This window comes from Haladaptatus sp. R4 (assembly GCF_001625445.1).
Taxonomy (GTDB): Archaea; Halobacteriota; Halobacteria; order Halobacteriales; family Haladaptataceae; genus Haladaptatus.
The window spans coordinates 385242-397633 of sequence record NZ_LWHG01000028.1 but is presented as its reverse complement, the minus strand read 5'-3'; the positions used below and the strand labels follow the sequence as shown (position 1 = coordinate 397633).

The 12392-nt window shown below is 63.2% G+C and carries 12 protein-coding genes and 1 pseudogene; 5 read left to right on the top strand and 8 right to left on the bottom strand.

Translation table 11 applies throughout. The annotated features are described in order from the left end of the window. From A4G99_RS17040 to A4G99_RS17030, 3 genes are all read right to left on the bottom strand, one after another. On the bottom strand, positions 1-600 hold the full coding sequence (locus A4G99_RS17040) for a superoxide dismutase (protein WP_066146258.1): 600 nt from the start codon (positions 598-600) through the stop codon (positions 1-3). Positions 601-710: 110 nt separating this feature from the next. Beyond that, on the bottom strand, positions 711-1148 hold the full coding sequence (locus A4G99_RS17035) for a hypothetical protein (RefSeq protein ID WP_223301945.1): 438 nt from the start codon (positions 1146-1148) through the stop codon (positions 711-713). Between the two features lie 222 nt (positions 1149-1370). Beyond that, positions 1371-2768, bottom strand: coding sequence for a deoxyribodipyrimidine photo-lyase (locus tag A4G99_RS17030; RefSeq protein ID WP_066146726.1), 1398 nt, complete (start codon positions 2766-2768; stop codon positions 1371-1373). Positions 2769-2904: 136 nt separating this feature from the next. Here A4G99_RS17030 and A4G99_RS17025 point away from each other — a divergent pair, with 136 nt between their 5' ends. Together A4G99_RS17025 and A4G99_RS17020 are read left to right on the top strand one after the other, a co-directional pair. Beyond that, entirely contained in the window at positions 2905-4455 is a 1551-nt protein-coding gene (locus tag A4G99_RS17025; RefSeq protein WP_066146723.1) for a long-chain fatty acid--CoA ligase, read from the top strand. An 89-nt stretch (positions 4456-4544) separates the two neighbouring features. Further along, positions 4545-5009 (top strand): DUF5518 domain-containing protein, encoded by a 465-nt coding sequence (locus tag A4G99_RS17020; RefSeq protein WP_066146252.1) that lies wholly within the window; start codon positions 4545-4547, stop codon positions 5007-5009. A 49-nt stretch (positions 5010-5058) separates the two neighbouring features. Here the strand turns inward: A4G99_RS17020 and A4G99_RS17015 are convergent, their stop codons facing one another. The 3 genes and pseudogenes from A4G99_RS17015 to A4G99_RS17005 all read right to left on the bottom strand — a co-directional run bounded on the left by A4G99_RS17015 (position 5059) and on the right by A4G99_RS17005 (position 7671). Beyond that, positions 5059-5991: a PrsW family intramembrane metalloprotease gene (locus tag A4G99_RS17015; protein WP_066146249.1), complete on the bottom strand. Its 933-nt coding sequence runs from the start codon at positions 5989-5991 to the stop codon at positions 5059-5061. A 73-nt stretch (positions 5992-6064) separates the two neighbouring features. After that, positions 6065-7248: pseudogene (locus tag A4G99_RS17010) on the bottom strand (lactate 2-monooxygenase). Positions 7249-7305: 57 nt separating this feature from the next. Beyond that, the gene (locus A4G99_RS17005) at positions 7306-7671 is read right to left on the bottom strand and encodes a helix-turn-helix domain-containing protein (protein ID WP_066146246.1); all 366 of its coding nucleotides are present in this window, start codon (positions 7669-7671) and stop codon (positions 7306-7308) included. 108 nt (positions 7672-7779) lie between these two features. Here A4G99_RS17005 and A4G99_RS17000 point away from each other — a divergent pair, with 108 nt between their 5' ends. From A4G99_RS17000 to A4G99_RS16990, 3 genes are all read left to right on the top strand, one after another. Continuing rightward, complete coding sequence (locus A4G99_RS17000) at positions 7780-9069, top strand: MFS transporter (RefSeq protein ID WP_066146243.1); 1290 nt, start codon at positions 7780-7782, stop codon at positions 9067-9069. A gap of 141 nt (positions 9070-9210) precedes the next feature. After that, on the top strand, positions 9211-10212 hold the full coding sequence (locus A4G99_RS16995) for a TIGR04024 family LLM class F420-dependent oxidoreductase (RefSeq protein ID WP_066146240.1): 1002 nt from the start codon (positions 9211-9213) through the stop codon (positions 10210-10212). 279 nt (positions 10213-10491) lie between these two features. After that, positions 10492-10911 carry a luciferase family protein gene (locus tag A4G99_RS16990; protein WP_066146237.1) on the top strand — a complete coding sequence of 140 codons (420 nt, stop codon included), beginning with the start codon at positions 10492-10494 and terminating at the stop codon, positions 10909-10911. Positions 10912-10921: 10 nt separating this feature from the next. Here A4G99_RS16990 and A4G99_RS16985 read toward each other — a convergent pair whose 3' ends face one another. Both A4G99_RS16985 and A4G99_RS16980 read right to left on the bottom strand, forming a co-directional pair. Next, entirely contained in the window at positions 10922-11152 is a 231-nt protein-coding gene (locus tag A4G99_RS16985; RefSeq protein ID WP_066146718.1) for a hypothetical protein, read from the bottom strand. Positions 11153-11394: 242 nt separating this feature from the next. Continuing rightward, a complete protein-coding gene (locus tag A4G99_RS16980) occupies positions 11395-12381 on the bottom strand; it encodes a DMT family transporter (RefSeq protein WP_066146234.1) in 987 nt (328 codons plus the stop codon). Positions 12382-12392 lie beyond the last annotated feature (11 nt).

The following is a 12392-nucleotide window of genomic DNA, read 5'->3' as shown; positions in this document are numbered from 1 at the left end:
TCACCTGCTGCTCGCTTCGTCGTAGCGCTCCTCTACGTCGTCCCAGTTGACGACGTCCCAGAAGTTGTCCACGTACTCGCCGCGGTTGTTCTCGTACTGGAGGTAGTAGGCGTGTTCCCACACGTCGAGTACCAACAGCGGCGTTGCCATCGGTGACTGATTCTGGTGGTTCTCGGCCATGGTCACGATCGGGATTTCACCGACGTGGTCGTAGAGCAACATCCCCCACCCGGAGCCTTCGACGCCCTTCGCGGCCGCCGAGAAGTTGGCCTTGAACTCGTCGAACGACCCGAACTGGTCGTCCAGCGCATCGGCGAGTTCGCCGCCCGGTTCGCCCCCACCGTCCGGGGACATGTTCTCCCAGAAGACGGAGTGGTTGATGTGGCCCGCGAGGTTGAACGCGAGGTTTCGTTCGACGCCTTTCACGTCCCCCCACTCGTCGTTCTCCCGCATCGCTTCGAGCGTGTCGAGCGCCGCGTTCGCACCGTTGACGTAGCCCTGATGGTGTTTGTCGTGGTGCAGTTCCATGATGTGCGCATCGATACTCGGTTCGAGCGCGTCGTAGCTATACGGCAATTCCGGTAGTTCGTACGTTGCCATTGGTAACCCCCGGACAGTGGTCAACGGTCGTGATGTTAAGTGTTGAGGCGACGGTCCGAGGTGGCTCAGAAAATAGGCTTCAAAGTCCCGGTCGCGTCGATGACCGAGGTTTAGTCGTCCTGGTTCTGCCAGTTGGCGTTCTGGGCGTTCGACCAGGCGAACTGCGAGTTGTCGTTGCTCTGGGCGCTCGCTTGGACCGCGACGGCGTTGCCGGACGACGCACCACTCTCTCCGTCATCCAGGCCCACGTTGAGCGCACCCGAGACCGCGTAGTTGTCCTCCTGCGAGTTGTAGTTACCCTGTGCGACGGCCTGGCCTTGGTCCACGTTAGACGATGCCGCTTGGCCGTTGACCTGTACCTGGTTGTCGTCTGCGAATGCAGCAGCGTTGCCCGCGAAGCCGATCGCGAACACACTGCCGACCATAGCTGCAACGAGTAGTATCTTGATCGTTTTTTTCATGGTTGCCTCTTGGGCGCGAGTCCCACCTCCTTCCTCCGTGAGATGGGTGCGACCCTGTCGTCGCTCGTCGGGAGAGTCGTATTTCAATCCCGGCCACCGTTGAGCGTCGTATGCCGCCCGCTAACTCCCGTGTTCGTGGTTAAACCGACCGTAGTATCGGTTACCGATCCGCTCCGTGAGCAAGTCACTCGACGGTCAACGCGGGTTACTGTCGAACAACAGATAGTTACCTGAATAAAAGACGACGCTTCATCACCGTTCGATCCTTTGGATTCGTGAACGGTGCCACCACGATTTCCGATTCCCCGACTACCCCCTCGCGTTTTCGAACATCGTGATGGCCATCTCCCGGCGCTCCGAGTGGTCCACGATTGGACCGGGGTACTCGGGCGCGAGTTTCTCCCGTTCGTCCGGGTCGAGTTCGTTCCAATCGTGAATCTTGTCCGGGGGGACGTCCTCCAATTCGGGGACGAACCGCTTGATGTACGTCGCGTCGGAATCGAAGCGCTCGCCCTGCGTCATCGGGTTGAAGATGCGGAAGTAAGGCTGTGCGTCGGTGCCGGTCGAAGCGGCCCACTGCCACCCGCCGTTGTCGTTCGCGGTGTCGTGATCCACGAGCTTCTGCCGATACCAGTCGTAGCCCTCGCGCCAATCCACCAGCAGGTCCTTCGTCAGAAACGAGGCGACGATCATGCGAACGCGGTTGTGCACCCATGCCTCCTCGCGCAGTTGGCGCATTCCGGCGTCCACGATGGGATAGCCCGTCTCCCCGTTCTTCCACGCCCGCACGCCGTCGGGGTCGTCGCGCCACGCGATGTCGTACTGGTAGTCCTTGAAGTTCTCCACGACCACGTCCGGGTTGTCGTCCAACACGTGCATGTAGAACTCGCGCCACGCGAGTTGGCCCTGAAACTCCTCGACGGAGTCGGCATCGTTCGCGCTTTCGGCGTCGTTTTTCGCCTCCTCCGTCGTCTCCCACAGTTCCCGAACTCCGATGGTCCCGAACTTGAGATGCGGCGAGAGACGCGAAGTCGATTCGCGGGCGGGATAGTCGCGGGCGTCGTCGTACCGATACACGTCCCGGTCGCAGAATTCGGCCGCGAGGTCGCGGGCCGCCTCTGTTCCGGCGGGAGGGATGTTCCCCTCGGGTTCCTCGAATCCGAGGTCGGCGAGGGACGGAATCGCGCCGTCGGCCTCGCCAACCGCTTCCTCCGGCGAGACGATTTCGTCGGGCGCGTCGAACGGCGCGTCCTTGTCCCGGTCGCGCCACTTCTTCCAGAAGTAGGTGTAGACGGAGTAGTACTCCCCTTTGTTCGTCGTAATGGAACCCGGCGTGTGAAGGAGCGCGTCGTGAAACGCTCGATGCTCGATTTCCGCGTCATCCAGCGCGTCCCGAACGTCCGCGTCGCGTGCCTTCGCCAACCCGGAGTAATCCCGGTTCCAGACGACGGCGTCGGCGTCACACGCTTCGGCGATTCGCGGCAATTCCTCGCGGGGGTCGCCGCGGACGATCAGCAGGTCGCCGCCGCGTTCACGGTAGGACTCACGCAACGATTCGAGCGCCGAGCACATGAACGACACCCGAGGTGGGGCCGCGTGGGAGAGAACCTCGTCGTCGAAGACGAACACCGGGAGGACGGTGTCACCCATCGAGAGCGCCCGGTTATCCTCGACCCGGAGGTCGCGCCGATGCCAGTGAAGGTGCATGGGCGAGGGAACGAGGACGACCCTCTTAACGAGCGAACCCACTTTGTAGGGTTCCCCTTGGAGCGCCACAGCAGATCAACCATTCGACACGAATTTACAATGATGTTTTATGAGGGTGCCCTTCTTACAGTTGTTCATGGTGAATCTTACCACGTCGGTGAGGGACACGGTTTCCGAACAGCCGAACGATTTGGCCATCGTCACCGACGATAGGGAGTTGACGTACGAAGATCTCTGGGCGCAGATCAGCGGGTTCGCCGCGGGACTGGCGGAACGGGACGTCGGGGTGGACGACCGGGTCGCCGTCTACCTTCCGAACACGCCCGAATTCGTGGTCACGTTCCACGGGACGCTCGCGGCGGGCGGCGTCGTGGTGCCGATGAACCCGCAGTATCGAACGCGGGAGATCAGCCACCTGCTCGCCGACAGCGGCGCGAAAGTCGTCGTGACGCTTCCAGACCTCGTCCCGTTCGTGGAGGAGGTCCGGGACGAAACCGATGTGGAACACATCGTTTCGCTCGGTCCGGGGGACGCGACCTTCTTCGGTGACTTCCTCGCCGAGGGGGAGGGCGACGTCGAATCGCGCGAAGACGACGACCTCGCCGTTCAACCCTACACCAGCGGAACGACGGGCACGCCGAAAGGGGTGGAACTCACCCATCGAAACCTCACCTCGAACGCGCACGGAGCGGCGGCCCTCGCTCCGGGCGGCGTCGGACCGGACGACTCGCTGTTGGGCGTCCTCCCGCTGTTCCACATCTACGGCATGACGGTCTGCATGAACGCGACGCTGTTCAGCGGCGGGACGTTCTATCCGCTGCCGACGTGGGACGCCCAGCAGGCGCTCTCGCTCATTCAGGACGCAGAACTGACGATGATGCACGGCGTTCCCGCGATGTACAACGACATCATCAACCAACCGAACGCCGCCGAGTTCGACCTCTCGTCCATCCGGATGGCCGGTGTCGGCGGCGGTGGCATCCCCATCGAAGTACTTCGGCGATTCGAGGAACTGTACGACGCGAAGATTTACGAGGGGTACGGCCTGACCGAGACGAGTCCAGTCACGCACTTCAACACGCCCGACAAGGGCCGTCGGGTGGGCAGTATCGGTCGAACCATCGACGACGTCAGCGCTCGCATCGTGACCGACGACTTCGAGGAACTGCCGCCCGTCGAGAAAGGGCCGCTCGCCGAGGACGACGCGGAACTGGACGACGTGACCGGCGAGATCGTGATCGCGGGTCCGAACGTGATGCGGGGCTACGCTAGCCTGCCGGATGCGACGACGGATGCGTTCACCGAAGCGGACGGAAAGCGGTGGTTCCACACCGGCGACATCGGGTACTGGGACGAGGACGGCTTCTTCTACGTCGTGGATCGGAAGAAGCACATGATCAACACGGCGGGCTACAACGTCTACCCGCGCGAAGTGGAAGAACTCCTCTTCGAACACCCCGCCGTGGCCGACGTCGCCGTCGTCGGTATCCCGGACGAACGAAGAAACGAGACCGTGAAAGCGTTCGTCGTCCTCACGCCGGATGCTGACGTGACCGAGGACGAGATTCAACAATTCTGCCTCGACAACCTCGCGGCGTACAAACACCCACGCGAAGTCGTCTTCGTGGACGAACTCCCGCGCACGACGACCGGGAAGGTGCAGAAGTTCGAACTGCAACAACAGTAACGACCGGAGAAGATCGACGACCGGAGAAGATCGATTTTTCGTCCGCGAACGGAAAAGAGCTAAGCCACAAACTGATAAATATTCAACCGATGATCGCGTCCCGAACCCTCCGAGATTTGCACGACGACCGGTTCCGAACTGCCGTCCTCCTCGGTGTCGCTTCCATCCCGTTTACCGTCGGTTACAACTGGCTACTGTCTCCGGACCCCGTTTCGGTGACACCGCTGGCCGTCGCCTGTGTACTCTCCGGCTATCGCTACGGCCCGCGGTCGATACGCGGAACTCGTGTGGGGGCCGTGACCGGCATCGTCGGCGGGGTTCCCATCGCCGTTTGGAACGCCGGAATCGGGTTGGATGAGTGGTGGGGGAATCCGGTCCTCGTCGATGCCGTCGGGAATTCGTGGCTGATGGCCGTGATTTCGGTCGCGGCGGCGGTCGTTACTTTGCTCATCACGCCTATCGTCCTGCTGTTCGTCGGGATGGCCTGCGGGTTCGTGGGTGGCTGGTTGCACGAGCGTCTCGATCCGACGCGCCAGCGTCGGTCGGGTGCCTGACTGGAAATCCTCGGTACTCACACCACCCCAATCGCATTTGATCTTCGTCTCACTGCCACCCCAATCGCATTTGATCCTCGTAATACTCGCGCGCCCGCCGAATCTTCCGGAACAGGTATGACGCGACGAGTCCCGAGAAGACGAGCACGTAGACGAGCAACCAGGCCAACGCGTCACCGCCGAATATCGACGACAGCAGGTTCGTCACGACCCCGGCGGTCGAGTTGTAAAACCCGTGGAGGAACGCGGGAATGGCGATTCCTTTGACGATTATCGGCCCGCGGTTCGAGGAGACTATCTTCGCAAGTCCGAGGTAGTACCCCGAGATGGCCGCCCAGAGCACGTGGTTCGGGCCGACGATGGCGCGCGTCACTGCGACACCCGAGACGGTGACGGCGGTACCGCCGTTGGTTCCGACCGATCCGACGACGTAGGTCAGGTTTTCGATGGTCGCAAAGCCCAATCCGGCCATCGCGCCGTAGACGGCACCGTCGACGGCGGTCTGAAAGTGCGGCGTGCGGTAGGCGTGGAACCGAACGGCGAGCCATTTCACCGTCTCCTCGACCGGCCCGACGACGAGGAAGAAAAAGGGGACGATGGCGAGCGTCTCGATACCCACGTCGTCGAGGACGCCCATCCCGAAGGTGTTGATGATCGCGGCGAAGGCGGCGAACACCACGCCGAGGAGGAAGGTGGCGACGAGCGTGGGAATCGGTTCCCGTTCCGTCGGATCGACGCGCCAGATGTAGAGTGCGAGGAGGAGCGCCGGGACGATGGAGACGAACGAAAGCAAGCCGAGGATCGGACGTTTTTCGAGCGTCGTCGCTACCAACCCGAGTTCGACGAACACGAACGTCAGCGCGAGCACGAGCGTGGCGCCGCGGACCGCCTCGGCGAGGAAGCCGTACAACCGCAACGAGAACCGATCCATCAGGGTCCGTGGCTCCCACGATTCGATGTCGTACGAGTCCTCTCCCCGCATCACGTTCCGTGTTCCCCCATAGCCCGTTCCGATACGGCCGCGACCCCCAAAGGGTTTCCTCGCCCGACCCCCGTCACCGCTCGATTTCGCGCAGGGTCGAACGGGACAGTTCGTCGAACGAGGTGTGTCCGGACAGCGCCAGCGTCAGATCGAGATCCGCGAGGAAATTTCGCAGGACTTCCCGCACGCCGTCTTGGCCCGCGATTCCGAGTCCGTAGATGTACGGTCGGCCGAGCAGAACCGCATCCGCGCCGAGCGCGACGGCGCGGACGGCGTCCGCGCCGCGACGGATGCCGCTGTCGAAGAGGACGGGAACCTCGTCACCGACTTCGTCCACGATGGCCGGGAGCGCATCGAGCGCGCCGATAGCGCCGTCCACCTGCCGCCCGCCGTGGTTCGAGACGACCACCCCGTCCACGCCACGCTCGATCGCTTCCCGTGCGTCGTCCGGATGGAGGATTCCCTTCAGCACGATGGGAAGGTCGGTGTGTTCGCGGAGGAACGCGAGGTCGTCCCACGACAGCGACGGGTCGCCGAAAATCTCGGTAAACCGCCAGAGGGCGGCACTGGTGTCCTCCTCCGGTGGCGAGTCGAGCGACGCACGAAACGCGGGGTCGCTGAGGTAGTTCGCAACACCCTCGCCGTCGAGGAACGGAAGGTAGGCGTGGTCCACGTCGCGCTCGCGCCACCCCATCATCGGTGTGTCGAGCGTGAGACGACGGCCTCGTAGCCCGCGTCCTCGGCCCGCGAGAGGAAACTCGCGGCGACGTCCCTGTCGGCGCTCCAGTAGAGTTGGAACCACCCGAGCGTATCACCCAGTTCCTGGGAAACGGCCTCCATCGTCTCGGACGAAGCGGAACTCAACACGAGCGGAACGTCGAGTTCGGCGGCGGCCCGCGCGGTGGCGAGTTCGCCCTCCTCGTGGATGATGGATTGAACGCCGACCGGTGCGAGCATGACGGGGACGGGAAGCCTCTGGCCGAGGATTTCGACCGAGAGGTCGCGTTCGGACACGTCGCGGAGCATCCGAGGGACGATACGCCAGCGGTCGAAGGCGCGGCGGTTCTCGTCCTTCGTGCTTTCGGACCCGGCGGACCCGGCGACGTAGGCGTGGGCCTCCGGGGAGAGGTTCTCGCGTGCGAGTTCGGCGAGCGCTTCGGGGGAAGTCGGCAAATCGGGCGTTTGATCGGCGAGCATGCCGCCAGCGAACACCTCGTTCTGTCGGTTCGGGCCGAACGGCTCCGAGGAATCGTCCATACCAAATCGAAAGACCGTGTAGAATTATACTTTGTTCCGAACGCTTCACGAACCGAGTCAGAACGAACCGGGCGTCAGATGGACGTGAAACAACTTCTCGCAGTCCCGCTCGCCGCAGACGGGGCACGCACTGTCGTCGTTGCCTGCGCCGTCCTCGCTCGATGCCGTCGGATTCGCGGCCGTGATGACCCGCGTTCCGGCGTGCCCCAACTCGTACCCGGACTCCGTCTGCCGGACGAAGTACTCACAGAGCTTCGTCAGATGGTAGTTGAACTTCCCGGTGTCACGTATGCCGACGCGCTCGCGGAGTTCGGTAAAGGAAAGCGACTCCTCGGCGTCGGCGAGTTCCCGGAGGATGGACATGCGAATCTCGTTGCCCAGCACGGTGAGCGCGTCCATCGAGGGTTCCGTCCCATACGTCATAGCGGTGCTTTCGACGGCCCTCGCCATCAATCCCCCGAAAAACAATAAGAACTCTTACAGAACTGGCGTTCGCCGAAGCTTGATTGTTCACTCGGCTCGACAGTGCGTATGGCTGACATCGACTCGTCGGCGAAATCGACGGGATGGCGCGGACGGTTCAGGGCATCCAAGACGGGGACGCTCCTCGCCAATACCGGATTTCGTCGGCTGTATCTCGCTCGCATCGTCAACCGCGTCGGCGACAAACTGTACTCCATCGCGTCGATGTGGTTGGTGTATCAGCTGACCGGTTCGACGTTCTATACCGGACTCGCCGGATTTCTGTCCCGGCTTCCGATAGTATTCGGGTTTCTGTTCGGTCCCATCGTCGACCGCTCACGCCTCTCCCGACTCCTCGTTCTGGTCGGGGCGGCACAGGCCATCGTCGTCGTTTCGGTTCCCGTGGTCGCACGCGTTCACACGGTGAGCGTCTCCCTCGTCCTCGCAGTCGTCGGACTGCTCGCCCTTCTCGGACGACTCAACGCTCCGGCCGAGAAAGCCGCCCTTCCTCGACTCGTGGACGACGAACTCCTGCCGCGTGCGAACTCGCTCGAATCGGCGACGCATCAGACCATCGGTGCGGTGGCAGAAGCCCTATCGGGGGCGCTCATCGCCGTGTTCAGTGCCGTCGCGCTGTTCGCCTTCGACGCGGCGACGTTCGTCGTGAGTGCCGTCTTTTTCGCCCTACTGAGCGTTCCCACGACCGAGAAGACCGGAACGTCACCGAGCGTTACGGAGTACCTCGCCGACATGCGCGAGGGGTTCGAGTTGATTCGGAACTCGGTCGTCGGGCACATGGTCGTCGCGGCGAGCTTCGTGAGCGCGTTCACTGCCGGTTCGACGGCAGTGCTCCCGGCGTTCGCCGATTCGCTCGGCGGCGCGGAGACGTACGGACTGTTCATCGCGGCCATGACCGTCGGTCTCCTCGTGGGTTCGCTCGTCGCATCTCGATTCGAGACGATTCGGTTCGGCCGCTTCGTAATCGTCGGCTTTCTGATCACCGCGGTCGGCCAACTCGGCATCGTCACGGTCGGTTGGCTCCCGGCGGTGCTCCTCTGTTACGGAATCGCCACCATCCCAATCGGGATTTACAACGTCCTCGTCAGCGCGACGATTCAGACCGGCGTTCCGAACGACTTGCTCGCGCGGGTGAGTTCCACGACCGGAAGTCTCGTCGCGGCCGTCGGTCCGCTCGGGTATCTCATCGGTGGGGCGTTCGGAGACAGATACGGAAGTGCGACGGTCATCGGGTTCTCCGCGATAGGGTACTGTTTGCTCGTCGGCTATTGGCTGGTCGTGCCCGCACTCCGCGAGTTCCCGCCGGTCACGAGCGTCGAACCCAACTCCTTCGGGACGTGAACACTGTCTTCCGTCGGCCGGGTGATTCCCTCGAACACCACTCCTCGATACCTATCGGTCCCCGTCGGCGAACAACTCTCGGAAACCCGTAAATCGTGAATATCGACACCGATAGGTAACTACACGAACGATTCGTAGGAAATGGCTGCAAAGAGAACCGTTCATCTCCCGGTCGCGGCGCAACCGAGCGTCGAGACGCTCGTCGAACTGACACAGCAGGCCGAGGAACTGGGCTACGAACACGCGTGGCTTCCGGAGACGTGGGGGCGCGATGCGGTGACGAGCCTGACCGCGATGGCGCTCGGTACGGAAAAAATCGGTCTCGGGCCGTCCATCGTCAACGTCTACTCGCGGTCGCCCGCGCTCATCGGGCAGACCGCCGCGACGCTACAGGAAGTGTCGGACGGGCGATTTCGGCTCGGCATCGGTCCGAGCGGACCGGCCGTCATTCAGGGGTGGCACGGCGAGGCGTTCGACCGCCCGCTACGGCGCACCCGCGAAACCATCGACATCGTTCGGAAGGTGCTGTCGGGCGAGACGGTGAACTACGACGGTGACTGCTTCACGCTGGGTGGCTTCCGACTGCGGTGTGAGCCACCGGAAACGCCGCCGCCGATAGACGCCGCCGGGATGGGACCGAAGTCGGTGGAATTGGCGGGACGGTTCGCCGACGGGTGGCACGCGACCCTCTTCACGCCCGACGGGATGGCCGACCGACTCGACGACCTGCGGCGCGGTGTGGACCTCGGGAACCGCGACGCGGACGACGTGGAAGTGACGCTCTCGCTGACCTGTTGTGCGCTTTCGGACGGCGAGCGCGCCCGAAACCTCGCACGGCAACACGCCGCATTCTACATCGGCGGGATGGGAACCTACTACCGCGATTCGTTGGCCCGACAGGGGTACGAGGACGTCGCCTACGACATCTCGGAAGCGTGGGCGAACGGCGACAAGGAGCGGGCGACCGAACTGGTGACCGACGACCTGCTGGACGACCTCGCCGCCGCAGGCACGGCCGAACGCGCCCGCGAGGCGTTCGAGAAGTTCGCCGAAATCGACGGCGTCGATTCGGTCGCCGTCGGGTTCCCCCGCGGCGCGACGGTCGAGGACGCACGCGAGACGATGGCCGCGCTGGCCCCGTAAATCGGTGCCCGACCAAACGAGTTAGGAACTGCCGATTTATATCTAGATCGATGATGATAGATCGGGGCGTCATAGCTGCCCCAAGTGCCTCATAGGACAGTGCAACCGCGATGGGTAGCCTTCCGGGGCTACCCCCTGTATTGCCTTTCAGTACGCTGGTCAGTACCAACTTCGAGTCCAACTCGATTCCAGCCGTTTCCGCCGTCGTCCTCGTTTTGCGAAAGGAGCAAACCTCCGTGTGATCTAGTCACATACTGTGGGAGACGGTGAACGGAAACCATGACGCAAGCAATCGAGACGGTCGTCACGGAGGTATCGGAATGGGACGGCGTGGAGGTCGGTGAACACCGATTCGGGGGCACGGAGTTCACCCTCGGGGAACGGGAAATCGGCCACGTCCACCAGTGGGGTATCCTCGACATCGCGTTTCCGCGTCGGGTCCGCGACGAACTCGTCGCGGAAGGGCAAACGGAGCCGCATCACATCTACCCGAAATCCGGGTGGACCACGTTCCACGTCGAGGGTCCGGACGACGTGGAGCGTGCGCTCTGGCTGTTGCGGCTCTCGTACCTCTTTCACGCCAGCGCGATGGCGAACACGGCGGACAGGGCGGACGGGGACGACACGCTTTCGACCCTCGACGTGGACTCGGAGCTTTCCACCCTCGGACCGAGCGACGAACTGCGGGCGCTCCTCTGAGCGTCCGTTTCTAATTCCCCGCCCAATCCGTCGCCCGCTCGACGGCGTCCGCTCGTGAATCGGTCTCGGCGATAGTCTCCCACTCGTCTTCTTCCACATCGTAGACGTAAACCGCGTAGCCCTCGTCTCGGTAGGTCAGATTTTCGACGTACAGCTCCTCGGTGCCGTCGTCGCGCAACCAGATTCGGATCTGTTTGCCACCCTCCAAATCCTCCCGCCGCCGCCATCCTTCTATCGGCACTGTGACGACCTCCAGGCGGTGCTGTCTCGCTCGTACTCGGGACGAATCATCGTAGAATTCGCCACGACGGGTTCGCACTTGTACGTTCGGGCGAGAAGGAGCGAATCCGATTTTATTTTCCCGTGATTGGGACCACTGCGACGATGATTTTGAGAACCCCTTCCGTGCTCACTACGAACGGTTCTGTTTGGTTTTTCAGGGACGACCGCCGAGCCACAACATACCGCAACCGCACCGCCCTACTACCCGCGATAGTAGGCGTTCCCGGAGACGACGACGGTTTCCGAGCCTCCCTGGGGAATGCGTCGGGACGGCCGCTGGACGGCGACGACGCCGCGTTTGAGCGTCGCCCACTTCAGCAGGACGAACCCGGCGACGATGACGAGGAAGCCCGAAACAGTCGATTCGGTGATGGGTTCGCCGAGGAGGGCCCACCCGAACAGGGTGGCGGCCACCGGAACGACGTAGTTCACGAGGTTGACCTCGTTCGCGCCGATTCGTTCCAGCAGGTCGAAGTAGATGACGTACCCGCCGATGCTGGCGACGAAGGCGAGGTACGCGAGCGAAACGAGCGCCGGGCGGGTGAACGTGACGGACGGTACGCCGCGGATGGCGGCGCTCGTCGCGTGGAGGACGAGCGCGCCGACAACCATCATCCACGCCTGCTGGGTCAACGCCGGGAGCGTCGTCCGGAGCCGTTGGGTTACCACCGACGCGAACGCGAAGACGAGCGCCGCGACGAGCAGCAGGGCGATGCCGACCGTCGAACCGCCGATCGAGGTGGGGTCGGCGACGACGACCACGCCGACCAGCGCGAGCAGGACGCCGACGACTTCGAGTGCGTTGAACCGTTCGTTCGGCAGGAGCGCCAATGCGAACAGCGGCGTGACGACGGGTTTCAGGCTCAGGATGACCGCACCCACGCCGCTCGTGACGTACTGCTGGCCGGTGAAGAGGAGCGCGAGGTAGGCACCGAACATGAACGTCCCGCCGATGCCGACGAGCGTCCAGTCGGTTCGTGTCGTCGGTCGCCACTGGAAGTCGTCGTTTCGCAGGCCGAGGCCGACGACGACGGTCAGCAGGGCCGCACCGGCGACGTCGTACCGGAACGCCGCGAAGAGGACGGGTGGGAACGCGTGCAAGCCAGACTTGATGGCGACGAACGACGACCCCCAGATCACCGCGAGCAGAGCGAACAGTACCGAATTTCGATATCGTGACGGAATCATGCGAGAGTGAA